The organism is Bradyrhizobium mercantei, assembly GCF_001982635.1.
Classification (GTDB): domain Bacteria; phylum Pseudomonadota; class Alphaproteobacteria; order Rhizobiales; family Xanthobacteraceae; genus Bradyrhizobium; species Bradyrhizobium mercantei.
This window is the reverse complement of the sequence record NZ_MKFI01000004.1, coordinates 42,193-59,645: the sequence shown is the minus strand read 5'-3', so window position 1 is coordinate 59,645 and position 17,453 is coordinate 42,193. Positions and strand designations below refer to the sequence as shown.

At 66.8% G+C, this 17,453-nt stretch carries 13 protein-coding genes; 8 read left to right on the top strand and 5 right to left on the bottom strand.

Going from position 1 to position 17,453, the window contains the following annotated elements; genetic code table 11:
• Window positions 1-23 precede the first annotated feature (23 nt).
• From ccmE to BI327_RS18520, 7 genes are all read left to right on the top strand, one after another.
• Complete coding sequence (ccmE, locus tag BI327_RS18550) at window positions 24-521, top strand: cytochrome c maturation protein CcmE (RefSeq protein WP_076862260.1); 498 nt, start codon at window positions 24-26, stop codon at window positions 519-521.
• A complete protein-coding gene (locus tag BI327_RS18545; RefSeq protein ID WP_076862259.1) occupies window positions 518-2,503 on the top strand; it encodes a heme lyase CcmF/NrfE family subunit in 1,986 nt (661 codons plus the stop codon). The genes ccmE and BI327_RS18545 overlap by 4 nt, the downstream gene beginning before the upstream one ends.
• Window positions 2,503-3,009, top strand: coding sequence for a cytochrome c-type biogenesis protein (locus BI327_RS18540; protein ID WP_076862258.1), 507 nt, complete (start codon window positions 2,503-2,505; stop codon window positions 3,007-3,009). Before BI327_RS18545 ends, BI327_RS18540 begins: the two co-directional genes overlap by 1 nt.
• 170 nt (window positions 3,010-3,179) lie before the next feature.
• A complete protein-coding gene (locus BI327_RS18535) occupies window positions 3,180-4,766 on the top strand; it encodes a Do family serine endopeptidase (protein WP_076862257.1) in 1,587 nt (528 codons plus the stop codon).
• Window positions 4,767-5,032: 266 nt separating this feature from the next.
• Window positions 5,033-5,713: a response regulator transcription factor gene (locus BI327_RS18530; RefSeq protein ID WP_076862256.1), complete on the top strand. Its 681-nt coding sequence runs from the start codon at window positions 5,033-5,035 to the stop codon at window positions 5,711-5,713.
• Window positions 5,697-7,151, top strand: coding sequence for a sensor histidine kinase (locus BI327_RS18525; protein WP_076862255.1), 1,455 nt, complete (start codon window positions 5,697-5,699; stop codon window positions 7,149-7,151). Before BI327_RS18530 ends, BI327_RS18525 begins: the two co-directional genes overlap by 17 nt.
• Window positions 7,148-10,105 carry a bifunctional [glutamine synthetase] adenylyltransferase/[glutamine synthetase]-adenylyl-L-tyrosine phosphorylase gene (locus tag BI327_RS18520; protein WP_076862254.1) on the top strand — a complete coding sequence of 986 codons (2,958 nt, stop codon included), beginning with the start codon at window positions 7,148-7,150 and terminating at the stop codon, window positions 10,103-10,105. The genes BI327_RS18525 and BI327_RS18520 overlap by 4 nt, the downstream gene beginning before the upstream one ends.
• A 231-nt stretch (window positions 10,106-10,336) precedes the next feature.
• On the opposite strand, the gene BI327_RS18515 is transcribed toward BI327_RS18520, so the two are convergent.
• The 5 genes from BI327_RS18515 to BI327_RS18495 are packed head-to-tail and all read right to left on the bottom strand — an operon-like array spanning window position 10,337 to window position 16,300.
• Window positions 10,337-10,558, bottom strand: coding sequence for a formate dehydrogenase subunit delta (locus BI327_RS18515; protein ID WP_076862253.1), 222 nt, complete (start codon window positions 10,556-10,558; stop codon window positions 10,337-10,339).
• On the bottom strand, window positions 10,542-11,378 hold the full coding sequence (gene fdhD, locus BI327_RS18510; protein WP_076862252.1) for a formate dehydrogenase accessory sulfurtransferase FdhD: 837 nt from the start codon (window positions 11,376-11,378) through the stop codon (window positions 10,542-10,544). The genes BI327_RS18515 and fdhD overlap by 17 nt, the downstream gene beginning before the upstream one ends.
• 2 nt (window positions 11,379-11,380) lie before the next feature.
• On the bottom strand, window positions 11,381-14,257 hold the full coding sequence (gene fdhF, locus BI327_RS18505; RefSeq protein ID WP_076862251.1) for a formate dehydrogenase subunit alpha: 2,877 nt from the start codon (window positions 14,255-14,257) through the stop codon (window positions 11,381-11,383).
• A 13-nt stretch (window positions 14,258-14,270) separates the two neighbouring features.
• The gene (locus BI327_RS18500) at window positions 14,271-15,827 is read right to left on the bottom strand and encodes a formate dehydrogenase beta subunit (RefSeq protein WP_076862250.1); all 1,557 of its coding nucleotides are present in this window, start codon (window positions 15,825-15,827) and stop codon (window positions 14,271-14,273) included.
• Complete coding sequence (locus tag BI327_RS18495; RefSeq protein ID WP_076862249.1) at window positions 15,824-16,300, bottom strand: formate dehydrogenase subunit gamma; 477 nt, start codon at window positions 16,298-16,300, stop codon at window positions 15,824-15,826. The genes BI327_RS18500 and BI327_RS18495 overlap by 4 nt, the downstream gene beginning before the upstream one ends.
• A 256-nt stretch (window positions 16,301-16,556) precedes the next feature.
• On the opposite strand from BI327_RS18495, the gene BI327_RS18490 reads away from it, so the two are divergent.
• Entirely contained in the window at window positions 16,557-17,453 is an 897-nt protein-coding gene (locus tag BI327_RS18490) for a LysR family transcriptional regulator (protein WP_076862248.1), read from the top strand.

Here is a 17,453-nt window from a genome sequence, read left to right as displayed (position 1 = left end):
GACGTCATGCGCAAGGATGGGCCATGACCAGGAAGCAACGGCGTTTGACACTGATCGGCTGCGCGCTCGTCGTGCTGGCGATCGCCGCGGGTCTGGTGCTCAACGCGCTGCGTGATTCCATCGTGTTCTTCTCGACGCCGTCGATGGTCGCTGAGAAACATCTCGGCCCGGGCAAGCGCTTTCGCCTCGGCGGCCTGGTGGAACAGGGCTCGCTCAAGCGCGGCGACAATCTTGCAGTGACCTTCACCGTCGGCGACGGCGGCGCGACGCTGCCGGTCGCCTACAAGGGCATCCTGCCGGATCTGTTCCGCGAGGGGCAGGGCGTCGTGGCCGAAGGCGCGCTCGACGCGTCAGGCGTGTTCCGCGCCGACACCGTGCTTGCCAAGCATGACGAGACCTACATGCCGAAGGACGTCGCCGATGCCCTGAAGAAGCAGGGCCACTGGAAGGACGATTACGGCGCCAAGCCAGGCAACATGCCGAGCGCCTCCGCGGCGCCGACCCAGGGAGCGATGCGGTGATCGCCGAAAGCGGACATTATGCCCTGGTGCTCGCGCTCGCCCTCGCGCTGATCCAGTCGATCGTGCCGATCATAGGCGCGCGCTGGCGCGATGCGGCGCTGATGAACGTGGCGCGCTCGACCGCGCTTGCCCAATTGCTGTTCGTCGCGGCATCGTTCGCGGCGCTGGTGACGCTGCACGTCACCTCGGATTTCTCGGTCGCCAATGTCTACGAGAATTCGCATTCGCTGAAGCCGCTGCTCTACAAGATCACCGGCGTCTGGGGAAACCATGAAGGATCGATGCTGCTGTGGGTATCGATCCTGGCGCTGTTCGGCGGCCTCGTCGCGGCCTTCGGCAACAATCTGCCGCTGTCGCTGCGTGCGCATGTGCTGGCGGTGCAGGGCTGGGTCGCCAGCGCCTTCTATCTTTTCATCCTGATCACCTCGAACCCGTTCCTGCGCATCGCCAATCCGCCGCTCGAGGGACGCGACCTCAATCCGGTGCTGCAGGATATCGGCCTCGCGGTGCATCCGCCGATGCTCTACCTCGGCTATGTCGGCTTCTCGATCTCGTTCTCGTTCGCGGTGGCGGCGCTGCTGGAGGGGCGGATCGACGCCGCCTGGGCGCGCTGGGTGCGGCCGTGGACGCTGATGGCCTGGATCTTCCTGACGCTCGGCATCGCGATGGGCTCCTACTGGGCCTATTACGAACTCGGCTGGGGCGGCTGGTGGTTCTGGGATCCGGTCGAGAATGCCTCGCTGATGCCGTGGCTTGCCGGCACCGCGCTCTTGCATTCGGCGCTGGTGATGGAGAAGCGCAATGCGCTGAAGGTCTGGACCGTGCTGCTGTCGATCCTGACCTTCTCACTGTCACTGCTCGGCACCTTCCTGGTGCGCTCCGGCGTGCTGACGTCGGTTCACGCCTTCGCGACCGATCCGACCCGCGGCGTGTTCATTCTCTTGATCCTGTTCGTCTTCATCGGCGGCAGCCTGTCGCTCTATGCCTGGCGGGCGCCGGCGCTGAAGCAGGGCGGGCTGTTCGCGCCGATCTCGCGCGAAGGCGCGCTGGTGCTCAACAATCTGCTGCTCACCACCGCCTGCGCCACGGTGTTTATCGGCACGCTGTATCCGCTGGCGCTCGAGGTCCTGACCGGCGAGAAGATCTCGGTCGGTGCGCCGTTCTTCAATTTCACCTTTGCACCTTTATTCGTGCCGCTGCTGCTCGCGGTGCCGTTCGGACCGCTGCTGGCCTGGAAGCGCGGCGACCTGCTCGGCGCGGCGCAGCGTCTGATGGTCGCCGGCATTGCAGCGCTGGTTGCGATGGCCGTGGTGTTTGCGTGGACCTATGGCGGTGCGACGCTGGCGCCGCTCGCGATCGCGCTTGCGGTGTTCGTCATCATCGGCGCGCTGTGCGATCTCGCCGAGCGCATCGCGCTGTTTAGGATTCCGCTGTCGCTCTCGCTGCGCCGTGCGCGTGGCCTGCCGCGCGCGACCTGGGGGACAGCGTTTGCGCATGCCGGCCTCGGTGTCGCCCTGATCGGGATCGTCTGCGAGACCACCTGGAACACCGAATATATCGGCACGATGAAGCCGGACGACGTCGCCCGCGTCGCCGGCTACGAGCTGCGGCTCGACGGCCTCAATCCGCGGCAGGGGCCGAACTTCCGCGAGATGGTCGCGCAATTCACCGTGACGCGTGACGGCGAGAGGGTCAGCGCGATGACGCCGTCGAAGCGCAATTTCACGACCCGCGGCGCCTCGACGACAGAGGCCGCGCTGCTGACCCGCGGCGCAAGCCAGCTCTACATCTCGCTCGGCGATACCGCAGCCGATGGCGCGATCGCGGTGCGCATCTATCACAAGCCGCTGGTGCTGATGATCTGGTGGGGGCCAGTGCTGATGGCGTTCGGCGGCCTGCTGTCGCTGTCCGACCGCCGCTTGCGGGTCGGTGCGCCGAAGCCGGCCAAAGCGGCCGCGCGCGCATTGCAGGCGGCCGAGTGATGCGGTCGCGCGCGCTTGCAGCCGCCGTGCTGGCGGTGACCCTGATGTTCGGTGCGATGCCCGCCCGCGCCGTGCTGCCCGACGAGATCATGGCCGATCCCGCCAAGGAGGCGAGGGCGCGCGAGCTCTCCAAAGAGCTGCGCTGCATGGTCTGCCAGAACCAGTCGATCGACGATTCCGAGGCGCCGCTGGCGCGCGATCTCCGCCTGCTGGTGCGCGAACGCATCTCGGCCGGCGACAGCGACGCGCAGGTGATCGATTTCCTGGTCGCCCGCTACGGCGAATTCGTCCTGCTGAAGCCGCGCCTCAACGAGCACACGCTGGTGCTGTGGCTGACCCCGCCGCTGGCGCTTCTATTGGGCGGTTTTGCGCTCTGGCGGCTCGGCCGGCGCAAGGGCAATCCGGCTGCCGGCGGGGACGATTCCACGCCCGGATTGAGCTCCGACGAGGAGGCCCGCCTGGAACGGCTGCTGGCGGCGGAATCCGCGCCGGACAAGCCGCTTTAGTTCCTTTCTAAGCCCTTTATTTGCCTGCGCTATTCTGCCGCAGCGCCGCCCGGCTCAATTACCAAAGTTTAATTCCGCAGCCAGCGCGCTGTAAGGCTGATGACCCCATGTTCAGACCCATCAGGTGCTTGCCCCGGCACCAATGATTCTGGCCCTGGAGATTTCAAGACATGACTGATCGTCCCGACCTCTCGTCCCTTCCGTCCTACAAGGCGCCGAAGCGCTCGCTGTTCTCTGCCCGCAAACTCGCGCTGATGGCGTCGGTCGTGGCCGGCCTCGGTGCCGCCACCTATGGCTTCAGCCCCACCCACAACCCCGCCGACCTGTTCACGACCCCCGCGCATGCGCAGGTCAATAACGAGGTCAAGAAGGTTCAGCAGCCGGTCGGGTTTGCCGACATCGTCGAGCGCGTCAAGCCGTCGGTGATCTCGGTCAAGGTCAACATTCGCGAGAAGGTCGCGAAGGACGACGGCAACAATGACGATTCGCCGTTCCAGCCGGGGTCGCCGATGGAGCGCTTCTTCCGCCGCTTCGGCGGTCCGGATGGCTTGCCCCCGGGCCTGCGCGGTGGACCGCGTGGCGGTGGCGTGGTGACGGGCCAGGGCTCCGGCTTCTTCATCTCGGCTGACGGCTATGCCGTGACCAACAATCACGTCGTCGACGGCGCCGACAAGGTCGAAGTCACGACCGACGACGGCAAGACCTACTCGGCCAAGGTGATCGGCACCGATCCGCGCACCGACCTCGCGCTGATCAAGGTCGAGGGCGGCTCCAACTTCCAGTTCGCCAAGCTCTCCGACACCAAGCCGCGCATCGGCGACTGGGTGCTGGCGGTCGGCAATCCGTTCGGCCTCGGCGGCACCGTGACCGCGGGCATCGTCTCGGCCTCAGGCCGCGACATCGGCAACGGCCCGTATGACGACTTCATCCAGATCGATGCGCCCGTGAACAAGGGCAATTCGGGTGGCCCGGCGTTCGACGTGTCCGGTGAGGTGATGGGCGTCAACACCGCGATCTACTCGCCGTCCGGCGGCAGCGTCGGCATCGCGTTCTCGATCCCGGCCCAGACCGTCAAGAGCGTCGTTGCCCAGTTGAAGGACAAGGGCTCGGTCAGCCGCGGCTGGATCGGCGTCCAGATCCAGCCGGTGACCTCCGACATCGCCGACAGCCTCGGCATGAAGAAGGCCGAAGGCGCGCTGGTTGCCGAACCGCAGGCCAATGGCCCCGCGGCCAAGGCCGGCATCGAGTCTGGTGACGTCATCACCGCCGTCAACGGCGAAACGGTCAAGGATGCGCGCGAACTCGCCCGCACCATCGGCGGCCTCGCGCCCGGCAACGCCGTCAAGCTGAACGTGCTGCACAAGGGTCAGGACAAGACCGTCAACCTCACGCTCGGCCAGTTGCCGAACAGCCTGGAAGCCAAGGCTGACACCAACAACGACGGCGACAAGGGTAACTCGTCCCGTGGCACCGACGTGCCGAAGCTCGGCCTCACTGTGGCGCCTGCCAACAGCGTCGCCGGCGCCGGCAAGGAAGGCGTGGTCGTGACCGAAGTCGATCCCAAGAGTGCTGCCGCCGAGCGGGGCTTCAAGGAAGGCGACGTGATCCTCGAGGTCGCCGGCAAGACCGTCGGCACCGCCGGTGAGGTGCGTGATGCGATCACCGCGGCGCGCAATGACAGCAAGAACAGCGTTCTCATGCGCGTAAAGAGCGGCGGTTCGTCGCGCTTTGTGGCAGTGCCGCTGGCCAAGGGATAACTATCTATGAGTTGGAACGCGTCGCCGGCATTAGTCGCCCCCGCCGACGGCGCGTTCCGGGGGGCGGGCCCCTTGCTCGCTCCCTATGTTGCCTTTCGATGGAATATGCCCCCCTCCGTCGGAAGGTCTCAGGGCGGTGAAGTCCCCCAGCTTCACCGCCCACTTTTTCCCAACGTTTCGAGATTGCGCGCGGTCGTCTTGCATGTGCAGGCCGGCCGCGCCATGCTGACAGAGGGCCCATTCCCGTGACCGCAACCGCTCCGCAAATGCGCATCCTGATCATCGAAGACGACCGCGAGTCAGCCGACTATCTGGTTAAGGCATTCCGTGAAGTCGGCTATATCGCCGATCTCGCCTCCGACGGCGAGGAAGGCCTGTCGATGGCCGAGACCGGCGACTACGACGTGCTGGTGGTGGATCGCATGCTGCCGAAGCGGGACGGCCTGTCGCTGATCGGCAGCCTGCGCGACAAGGGCAACCGGACGCCGGTCCTGATCCTCTCGGCGCTCGGCCAGGTCGACGACCGCATCAAGGGTCTGCGCGCCGGCGGCGACGACTATCTGCCGAAGCCCTATTCGTTCGCCGAGCTGCTCGCGCGCATCGAGGTGCTGTCGCGGCGCAATGTCGGGCCGGCCGAGGAGACCACCTACAAGGTCGGCGACCTCGAGCTCGATCGGCTGTCGCATCGCGTCGCCCGCGGCAAGGACGAGCTGACCTTGCAGCCGCGCGAGTTCCGCCTGCTCGAATATCTCATGAAGCATGCGGGCCAGGTGGTGACGCGCACGATGCTGCTCGAGAATGTCTGGGATTATCATTTCGATCCGCAGACCAACGTCATCGACGTGCACATCTCGCGGCTGCGCTCCAAGATCGACAAGGGTTTCGAGCGGCCGCTGCTGCATACCATCCGCGGCGCGGGGTATATGATCCGTGACGGCATTCGGTAAACTGATCCGGACCACGGCGTTTCGGCTGACGCTGGTCTATCTGTTCCTGTTCGCGCTGTTTGCCGCCTCGCTGCTGGCTTACTTCGCCTGGAACACGCGCCGGCTGATCACCGAGCAGATCTCGACGACCGTCAATGTCGAGATCAGCGAGATCACCGCGATCTATAACCGTCGCGGCCTGCACGGCCTGCTGACCACCATGGGCAATCGTGCGCTGCGGCCGGGCGCCAACCTCTACCTCCTGACGGCGCCGAACGGGCAGGCGCTGGCCGGCAATGTCGGCTCGCTGGCGCCGGGCGTGATGAGCGTCCCGGGCTGGAGCGAGACCGCCTATCGCCGGATGGACGACCAGGACAAGACCGATCACCGCGCGCTGGTGCGGGTCACCCAGATGGATAACGGTTTCCGCCTCCTGGTCGGGCGCGACCTCGAGGAGCGGCGGCGGCTGTTCGGCATCGTCGCCAAGGCCGCGCAATGGTCGATCCTCGTCGTCGTCGTGCTCGGCATCGGCGGCGGTATCTTCGTCGCCCGCCGCGTGCTGCACCGGATCGACGCCATGACCGGCACCACCAAGCGCATCATGGCGGGCGATCTGTCCGGCCGGCTGCCGGTCGGCCGCAGCGGCGACGAGCTCGACCGCCTCGCGGAAAATCTCAATGCCATGCTGGAGCGCATCGAGGCGCTGATGACGGGGCTGAAGGAAGTCTCCGACAACATCGCCCACGATCTCAAGACGCCGCTGACGCGGCTCCGCAACCGTGCCGAGGAGGCGTTGGCGCGGTCGGGCTCCGAGGCCGACTATCGCGCGGCGCTGGAGCGGACGATCGAGGAGTCCGACGGCTTGATCCGCACCTTCAACGCGCTGCTGATGATCGCACGCGCCGAGTCCGGCCAGGCGCGCGGCAACATGGACGATTTCGACGGCGCCGACGTCGCCAACGGCATCCACGAACTGTACGAGCCGCTGGCCGAGGACGACGGCATGACGTTGCAGGTGAAAACCGCGCCGGCGCCGATTCACGGCAACCGCGAATTGATCAGCCAGGCGGTCGCCAACCTGGTCGAGAACGCTATCAAATATGGCAAGCCCGACGCGGGCGTCGAGCCGATGAAGGCGGATGCGCGGGAGATCCTGATCGAGGCGCGGCGCGAGGGCGATCAGGTCCTGCTCAGCGTCACCGACCACGGTCCGGGCATCCCCGAGGGTGACCGCAAGCATGCGGTGGAGCGGTTCGTGCGGCTCGAGGCGAGCCGCACCTTACCCGGTTCCGGTCTCGGCCTCAGCCTTGCGTCGGCGGTCGCCACGCTCCATGGCGGCGAGCTCAGGCTCGGCGATGCCCATCCCGGGCTGGTGGCCACCCTGGTGCTGCCCGCGCGGGCAGGCGGCAGTGACAGGCTTGCGGCTCAAACGCAGGATGTGCCACAGAAGGCGGCATGAATGCCGCCGCGCCGGGAAACGCGGATCGACATCGTCTGGCCGCGCGGTTCGCGGACGGACCCCGTGTCGCCGCGCCCGAATCCGCCGATCAGCGCCTGACTGACTGGTTCGCCGAGCTCGAGCCGGCGCAATCGGCCGCGCTCGAAGCGTTGCTGGAACATCCGTTCGCACGCGACATCCTGCGCGGCATCGCCGAGTTCTCGCCCTATCTGTTCGAGCTCGCGCGTGCCGACGCCGCGCGGCTGATCCGGATCCTGTCATGCGACCCGGAACAGCATCTCGCCGGCCTGATCGAGACGACCTCGCGCGAGGTGCTCGCCGCCGGCAGCGAGGCCGACGTGATGGTCCTGCTTCGCCGCATGAAGGCGGAGGCCGCGCTGATGATCGCGCTGTGCGACATCGGCGGCGTCTGGCCGGTGATGCGGGTGACGGCGGCGCTGACCGATATTGCGGTGAATTCGGTGCAATCGGCGCTGCGCTATCTGTTCCGGCAGGAAGTCGCCCGCGGCCGGATGACCGCCGCCGACCCCGACCATCCCGAGATCGGCTCGGGCCTCATCGTGCTCGCGATGGGCAAGATGGGCGCGGGCGAGCTGAACTATTCCAGCGACATCGACCTGATCGTGTTCTTCGATCGCGCGGCGACCTCGCTCGCCGAGGACATCGAGCCGCAGCCGTTCTTCGTGCGCGTCACCCAGGCGATGGCGCGGATGCTGCAGCAGCGCTCGGGCGAGGGTTATGTGTTCCGGGTCGATCTCAGGCTGCGCCCCGATCCGGCCTCGACCCAAGTCGCGATCTCGACCGACGCCGCCTTGCATTACTACGAGCGCGAGGGACGCACCTGGGAGCGCGCCGCGATGATCAAGGCGCGGCCCTGCGCCGGCGATCCCAGGGCGGGCGAGGCGCTGATTGCCGAGCTCGCGCCGTTCGTCTGGCGCAAGCATCTCGACTTCGCGGCGCTCGCCGACGTCCACGACATGAAGCGGCAGATGCAGACCTATCGCGGCCAGAGCGAGATCTCGGTCGAGGGCCACAACGTCAAGGTCGGCCGCGGCGGCATCCGCGAGATCGAGTTCTTCGCTCAGACCCAGCAGCTGATCGCCGGCGGCCGCCATCCGGAGTTGCGGGTGCGGCCGACACTGGAGGCGCTCAACGTGCTCGCCGACAGCAACTGGATCACCTACGAGGCGCGCGACGAACTGACGACGGCCTACGAATTCCTGCGCCGGGTCGAGCACCGGTTGCAGATGATCGCCGACGAGCAGACCCATTCGCTGCCCGAGGCGCCTGAGGACGTCGAGCGCTTCGCGCATTTCTTCGGCTACGAGAACCGCGAGGCCTTCGCGAAGGACCTGCTCGGCCAGCTCAAGATCGTGCAGAACCACTACGGCAAGCTGTTCGAGGGCGACGATCCGACCGGCACCGCAAAGCTGCCGGATATCGACTATGGTGCCGGGCCCGAAGACGCCCGCCTGATCGAGCATCTCGCTCATCTCGGCTTCAAGAAGCCGATCACGGTGGCCGGCACCGTGCAGCAGTGGATCGCGGGCGATTATCGCGCGCTGCGCGTCGAAGCGACGCGGACGGCGTTCCTCGAATTCATTCCCGGCCTGATCGACGGCCTCGCCCATGCCGAGGAGCCGGACGATGCGGTGGCCGCATTCGACCGTTTCCTCGGCGCGCTGCAGCGCGGCGGGCGGCTGATCTCGCTGCTCAGCCAGAACCGCGATTTCGTCGCGCTGGTGGCGCTGATCCTCGGCGCGGCGCCGCGGCTCGGCGACATGCTGGCGCGGCAGCCGCAGATCATGGATGGCCTGATCGACCCGCGCTTCTTCGGCGCGATGCCGGACAAGAAGGAGCTGTCCGAGCGGCTTGCCACCACGCTGCAAGATGCGTCGTCCTATGAGGATTTCCTCGATCGTCTGAGATTGTTCGGCCAGGAGAGCCTGTTCCTGATCGGCACGCGGATCCTGTCCGGCACGGTGTCGGCGCAGCACGCCAGCACGGCCTTTGCCGATGTCGCCGAGGGCATCGTGCACACCGTGCACGGCCTCGTCACCGACCAGTTCGCCGCGCAATACGGCCGGATCAAGGGGCAGGAGACCGCGATCATCGCAATGGGCCGGCTCGGCAGCCGCGAGATGACGGCGTCCTCCGACCTCGACCTGATCACGCTCTACGATTTCGACAGCGAGGCGCCGGACTCCGACGGCGAGCGATCGCTGCACGGCGCGCAGTATTTTGCCCGCTTCACCCAGCGCCTGATCAGCGCGTTCACGACCCGCACCAATTACGGCGTGCTCTATGAGGTCGACATGCGGTTGCGTCCGTCGGGGCGCGCGGGCCCGGTCGCCTCGCGGATCGACGCGTTCGCCGACTACCAGGAGCGCGAGGCGTGGACCTGGGAGCACATGGCGCTGACGCGCGCCCGCGTGATCTCGTCGTCGCCGGAGTTCCGCCAGAAGATCGAGGCGATCATCAAGAGCGTGCTGACCCGGCCGCGCGACGCCGCGTCGACCGCGGCCGACGTTGCCGACATGCGGCGGGCGATCGCGCTGGAGAAGGGCGAGGACGATGTCTGGGATCTCAAGCTCGCCGCCGGCGGGCTCGTCGACATCGATTTCATCGCGCAATATCTCCAGCTCGCGCACGCCTCGGTGAAGCCGGAGATACTCAGCGTCTCCACGTTGCAGGTGCTCGACCATGCCGCCAAGCTCGGCCTGCTCGGCCAGTCCGAAGCCGAGATCCTGCGCTCGGCGGCGCGGCTCTATCACGACCTGACACAGATCCTGCGGCTGTGCGTGACCGGCAAGTTCAATCCGGAGACCGCGGGCGAAGACCTGCTGCGCGTGATGGCGCGGGCCGGCGACACGCCGGATTTCTCCGCCCTCGAAGCGCGCCTGCGCGAGACCCAGGGCGAGGTCCGCCGCGTGTTCAACGCGATCGTCGGTTAGCGCGACTGCATAGGGTGGGTTAGCCGAAGGCGTAACCCACCGCCGGTCTCACCTGGGCGCAAGATGGTGGGTTACGCTTCGCTAACCCACCCTACGAATTGAATCCCGTCATCCTGAGGTGCGAGCGCAGCGAGCCTCGAAGGATGCACGGCCACCAGCCGGGCCGTCGACCCTTCGAGACGCCGCTGCGCGGCTCCTCAGGGTGACGGTGATAGAGCAGGGTAGGGCCGACTACGCCTGCTGCCTCAGTTTGAGCAGCGCGTCGCGGACGTCGGGTTCGAGGCCGGCGCCGCCGGCATCGAGATGGGCGAAGATCTGCTTGCGCATCCGCGGGTCCCAGAACTTCCAGATGTGCTCGGAAATGCCCTGCACGGAGCGGTCGTGCCCCTGGCTCTGGAAGAATTTTCCGATCTGGTTCGCCATATAGACCAGTTTGTCAGGCGACGACGACATAAGCGGACTCCTTGCCGGGCACCGCGCCTGTGACGCGTTCCGGATGCGTAAAGATTTCAAATCCATCGGCACGGGCGATCGCGGCCAGCGTAATGCCGGCGGCATCCGCCATCCGCACCGCAAGCGCGGTCGGCGCCGACACGGCGGCGATCAGCGGCGCGCCGATCGCGGCGGTCTTCTGCACCATTTCGACCGAGACGCGGCTGGTCAGCAGCACCATGCCGTCGCTCGTGACCACCTTGTCGCGGGCCAGCGCGCCGGCGAGCTTGTCGAGCGCATTGTGGCGGCCGACATCCTCGCGCAGCGCCACGATGCCGCGTGTGGCCGTCCAGAACGCGGCGGCGTGCACGGCGCGGGTCTGGTGGTTGATCTCCTGCAGCGGCGCGACGGCCGCCACCGCAGCCATGATCTCGCGGGGCGAGAAGACGCGGCCCGCCGGCACGACCGCGGCCGGCCGGACTGCCTCGCTGATGGAATCCAATCCGCACAGGCCACAGCCGGTCGGGCCGGCGATGTTGCGCCGCCGCTCGGCGATCCGCTCGGCCTTGTCGGGCTTCAGCCACATCCGAAGCTCGATGCCGTCATCGAGCTCGACGATGTCGAGCGTCTCGATCTCGTCGACCGATTGAACGATGCCTTCGCTCAGGCTGAAGCCGATGGCGAAGTCGCCGAGATCCTCGGGCGAGCCCATCATCACGGCGTAGGTGCCGCCGTTATAGGTCAGCGCGAGCGGCGTCTCCTCCGGGATCAGGCGCGCGCCGTCGCTGAAGACGCCGTCGCGCCAGACCTTCCGGATCGCCTTGTGGACGGGCTCGCGCATCGCTACTCCGCAGCTTCCACGATAGGCGCGATGCGGCGGGAGTTGCGCGCCTGTTCGTCATAGGCCTTCTGCCAGTCGGACGGACCGTTCGACGGCGAGATCTGCACCGCGGTGACCTTGTATTCCGGACAGTTGGTCGCCCAGTCCGAGAAGTCGGTCGTGATGACGTTGGCCTGGGTGTCCGGATGGTGGAACGTGGTGTAGACGACGCCCGGCGCCACGCGGTCGGTGATCTCGGCGCGCAGCGTGGTCTCGCCGGCGCGGCTCGTCAGCCGCACCCAGTCGCCGTCGCGCACGCCGCGCTGCTCGGCGTCGTGCGGATGGATCTCCAGCCGGTCCTCGGCGTGCCACACCACGTTCTCGGTGCGGCGGGTCTGCGCGCCGACATTGTACTGGCTGAGGATGCGGCCGGTGGTCAGCAGCAGCGGGTAGCGCGGCCCGGTGCGTTCGTCGGTCGCGATATATTCGGTGAGGATGAACTTGCCCTTGCCGCGCACGAAGCCGCCGATATGCATCACCGGCGTGCCTTCCGGCGCCTTCTCGTTGCAGGGCCACTGCACCGAGCCGAGCTCGTCGAGCCTGGCATAGGACACGCCAGCGAAGGTCGGCGTCAGCGCGGCGATCTCGTCCATGATCTCGGACGGATGAGAGTAGTTCATCTCAAAGCCCATCGCCTTGCCAAGCATGATCGTCACTTCCCAGTCGGCATAGCCGTTGAGCGGCGTCATCACCTTGCGGACGCGCTGGATGCGGCGTTCGGCATTGGTGAAGGTACCGTCTTTCTCGAGGAAGGTCGAGCCGGGCAGGAAGACATGGGCGTAGTTCGCGGTCTCGTTCAGGAAGAGGTCATGGACGATGACGCATTCCATCGCCGAAAGTGCCGCCACCACATGCTTGGTGTTCGGGTCGGATTGCAGGATGTCCTCGCCCTGCACGTAGAGCCCCATGAACGAGCCCTCGATCGCGGCGTCGAACATGTTGGGGATGCGCAGGCCTGGCTCGTTGTTGAGCTTGACGTTCCACATCGCCTCGAACTGCTCGCGCACCGCGTCGCCCGCGATGTGGCGGTAGCCGGGCAGCTCGTGCGGGAACGAGCCCATGTCACAGGAGCCCTGCACGTTGTTCTGGCCGCGCAGCGGGTTCACGCCGACGCCGGGCCGGCCGATATTGCCGGTGACCATCGCGAGATTGGCGATCGCGATCACCGTGGTCGAGCCCTGGCTGTGCTCGGTGACGCCGAGCCCGTAGTAGATCGCGCCGTTGCCGCCGGTGGCATAGATCCGCGCCGCTTCGCGCAGCGCCTTCGGATCGACGCCTGTCATGATCGCGGTGGCTTCCGGGCTGTGCTTGTCTTGGGAGACGAAGGCGGCCCAGTCCTCGAACTCGCTCCAGTCGCAGCGCTCGCGCACGAAGGCCTCGTTGGCGAGCCCTTCGGTGACGATGACATGGGCGAGCGCGGTCAGCACCGCGACGTTGGTGCCCGGCATCAGCGGCAGATGCAGCGCCTTCACGTGCGGCGATTCCACCATCTCGGTGCGGCGGGGATCGATCACGATCAGCTTGGCGCCCTGGCGCAGCCGCTTCTTCAGCCGCGAGGCGAACACCGGGTGGGCCGAGGCCGGATTGGCGCCGATGATCAGCACGACATCGGTGTCCTCCACCGAGTCGAAATCCTGCGTGCCGGCCGAGGTGCCGAAGGTCTGCGACAGGCCGTAACCGGTCGGCGAATGGCAGACGCGGGCGCAGGTGTCGACATTGTTGTTGCCGAAGCCGGCGCGGATCAGCTTCTGCACCAGATAGGTCTCTTCATTGGTGCAGCGCGACGAGGTGATGCCGCCGACCGAGTCGCGGCCGTATTTCTGCTGGATGCCCTTGAACTTCGCGGCGGCGAAATTGAACGCCTCGTCCCACGACACTTCCTGCCAGGGATCCTCGATCCGCTCGCGGATCATCGGCTTCAGGATGCGCTCCTTGTGGGTAGTGTACCCCCAGGCGAAGCGGCCCTTGACGCAGGAATGGCCGCGATTGGCCTTCCCGTCCTTCCACGGCACCATGCGTACCACTTCCTCACCGCGCATCTCGGCCTTGAAGGCGCAGCCGACGCCGCAATAGGCGCAGGTGGTGACGACCGAATGCTCGGGCTGGCCGATCTCGATCACGGATTTCTCGGTCAGCGTCGCGGTCGGGCAGGCCTGCACGCAGGCGCCGCAGGACACGCATTCGGAGCCGAGGAAGCTCTCGTTCATGCCGGGCGAGACGCGGCTGTCGAAGCCGCGGCCGGAAATCGTCAGCGCGAAGGTGCCTTGCACCTCCTCGCAGGCGCGGACGCAGCGCGAGCAGACGATGCACTTCGAGGGGTCGTAGGTGAAGTACGGATTGGATTCGTCCTTCGGCATCCAGTTGTCGTTTTCGCAGCCGTGCGATTTGGCGAAAACGTGGTTCTCGCCCTCATAGCCGTAGCGCACGTCGCGCAGGCCGACGGCGCCCGCCATGTCCTGCAATTCGCAGTCGCCGTTCGCGGCGCAGGTCAGGCAGTCCAGCGGATGGTCGGAGATGTAGAGCTCCATCACGCCCTTGCGCAGCTTCTTCAGCCGCTCGCTCTGGGTGTGCACCACGAGGCCGGGCATGACCGGCGTGGTGCAGGAGGCGGGCGTGCCGGCGCGGCCCTCGATCTCGACCAGGCAGAGCCGGCAGGAGCCGAAGGCGTCGACCATGTCGGTCGCGCAGAGCTTTGGAATCTGGGTGCCGGCTTCCATCGCCGCGCGCATGATCGAGGTGCCCTCGGGCACCGTGATCTGGTTGCCGTCGATGGTCAGCGTGACCATCGCCTCGGATTTGGATTTGGGCGTGCCGAAATCGGTTTCCTGGATCAGCGACATCGTGATTTCCTTGCTATTCCGCGGCCTGCAGCCGGGCCGGTGCGGGACCGAAGTCTTCCCGGAAGTGTTTCAGTGCGCTCATCACGGGGTAGGGCGTGAAGCCGCCGAGCGCGCAGAGCGAGCCGAACTTCATGGTGTTGCAGAGGTCTTCGATCACGGCGAGGTTTTCCGCGACGCGCTCGCCGTTGATGATCTTGTTGATGGTCTCGACGCCGCGGGTCGAGCCGATCCGGCACGGCGTGCACTTGCCGCAGGATTCGATCGCGCAGAACTCCATCGCGAAGCGCGCCTGCTTGACCATGTCGACGGTGTCGTCGAACACCACGATGCCGCCATGCCCGATCAGGCCGTCGCGCGCGGCGAACGCCTCATAGTCGAACGGCGTGTCGAACAGCGCACGGGGGAAGTAGGCCCCGAGCGGACCGCCGACCTGCACCGCGCGCACCTCGCGTCCGGTGAAGGTGCCGCCGCCGATCTCGTCGACGAGCTCGCCGAGCGTGACGCCGAACGCGGTCTCGAACAGCCCGCCATATCTGATGTTGCCGGCGAGCTGGATCGGCATCGTGCCGCGCGAGCGACCCATGCCGAAATCGGCGTAGGCCTTGGCGCCGTTGTCGAGAATGAAGGGGATCGCTGCGAACGACAGCACGTTGTTGATGACGCTCGGACGGCCGAACAGGCCCTTGTGCGCGGGCAGCGGCGGCTTGGCGCGGACGATGCCGCGGCGGCCCTCGAGGCTCTCCAGCAGCGAGGTCTCTTCGCCGCAGACATAGGCACCGGCGCCGACCCGCACCTCGAGATCGAACTCATGCGCCGAGCCGCCGATGCGCTTGCCGAGCAGGCCGGCGCGGCGGGCGGCTGCGATCGCCGCGTTCATCGCCTCGACCGCGTGCGGATATTCCGAGCGGATGTAGATGTAGCCCTTGGTGGCGCCGACCGTGATGCCTGCGATCGTCATGCCTTCGATCACGACGAAGGGGTCGCCCTCCATGATCATGCGGTCGGCGAAGGTGCCGCTGTCGCCTTCGTCGGCGTTGCAGACGATGTATTTGCGGTCGGCGCTGGCCTGCGCCACCGTCTTCCACTTGATGCCGGTGGGGAAGCCGGCGCCGCCGCGGCCGCGCAGGCCGGACGTGGTGACGTCGGCAAGGATCTGGTCGGAGGTCAGCGTCAGCGCCCGCTCCAGGCCCTTGTAGCCGCCATGGGCGCGGTAGTCGTCGACCGAGCGCGGGTCGATCACGCCGCAGCGGGCGAAGGTGAGGCGGGTCTGGCGTTTCAGCCAAGGAATCTCGTCTGTGACACCAAGCCGCAGCGTGTGCTGGCCGTTGCCGGCCATCGCATCAAGCAGGGACGGAACGTCGCCCGGCGTCACCGGGCCGAATCCGATGCGGCCCTGCGCCGTCGCGAGCTCGACCAGCGGCTCGAGCCAGTACAGCCCGCGCGAGCCGGTCCTGACGATCTCGACTGGTGCGCCGCGCGCGGCTGCGGCCTGCTCGAAGGCGAGGGCGACGTCGTCGGCGCCGACGGCAACCGCTCCGGCGTCGCGGGGAATGAAGATCCGCATCGTCATCGCTGGGCCTCCGCGACCAGCGCGTCGATGCGCGCTTCGTCGAGCCGGCCGACCACGCGGCCATCCAGCATCGCCGACGGCGCCGTGGCGCAGAGCCCGAGGCAGTAGATCGGCTCCAGCGTCACGCGCTCATCCGCCGTGGTATGTCCGAGCGAGACGCCCAGTTTGGCCTCTGCCCGCGCTGCCAGCGCATCGCCGCCGGCGGCCTGGCAGGCCTCGGCGCGGCACAGCTTGAGGACATGGCGTCCGGCAGGTTGCTTCCGGAAATCGTGGTAGAAAGTGAACACGCCGTGCACTTCGGCGCGGGACAGGTTGAGCGCCTCCGCGACCATCGGGATCGCCGGCTCCGGCACGTAGCCGAAGGCTTCCTGCAGCGCGTGCAGGATCACCAGCGTCGCGCCTTCAAGGCCGGCATGCTCGGCGATGATCTCGGCGCCGCGCGCCGTGTCCCAAGGTTCGTATCCCACCGTCATCAGCGCTTCTCACGATCCGTTTTTTGCTGCGCGCATCTGAGTTGGAATCGTTCGAAACATCAATAAAGCTGTCTCATGCGGCGATTGCGAAACGCGATTAATAGCGTTGTGCGATGGGACGATTTAGGATCGCAATAATGGTCTGGAATCACGCACTTCCGGGACGCTTTGGATTTCGGAATCGCACCCGGATCGTGCTACCTATGGACGCGTCGGGCTGCCGCTTGGGGCACCGTTTTCCGAAGGGGTTTGAACCTTGATCGACAAGCTGGAACTTCTGCTGGCGCTGGCCAAGGAGCGGCATTTCGGCCGGGCTGCGGAGGCCTGCGGCGTCACCCAGCCGACCATGTCGACCAGCCTCAAGCAGCTCGAGGAAATCCTCGGCGTCATGCTGGTGCAGCGCGGATCGCGCTTTCAGGGTTTTACGCCGGAAGGCGAACGGACGCTGGACTGGGCGCGGCGCATCGTCGGCGATGCGCGGGCGATGAAGCAGGAGATCAACAGCCTCAAGGACAAGCTGTCGGGTGAGATCCGGATCGCGGCGATCCCGACCGCGCTCGGCATGGTGGCCTCGCTCACCACGCCGTTTCGCGCACGCCATCCCGATGTGCGCTTCCGCATCCAGTCCTGCACGTCGGCCGACGTGCTCGGGCTGCTTGAGAATCTCGAGGTCGATGCCGGGCTGACCTACATCGAGAACGAACCGATCGGCAAGGTGCGCACCATCCCGCTCTACAATGAGAGCTATCGTTTGCTGACGGCGCCGGATGCGATGTTCGGCGACCGCAAGCAGGTGACGTGGAAGGAAGTCGGCACCGTGCCGCTCTGCCTGCTGACGCCCGACATGCAGAACCGCCGCATCATCGATCGCGCGCTGACCTCGGTCGGCGCCGAGGCGACGCCGACGCTGACCTCGAATTCGCTGCTCGTGCTCTACACCCATGTGAAGACCGGCCGCTGGGCCAGCGTGATGCCGGCCAAGCTCGCCGAGACGCTCGGGCTTGCGGATGCCGTGCGCAGCATTCCGATCGTCGATCCGGTCGTGGACTACAGCATCGGGCTCGTGATCCCGCAGCGCGATCCGATGACGCCCTTGATCGCAGCCCTGGTGCAGGTCGCGCGCGAGGTTGCACCGAAGCTGGAGACAGCGTAG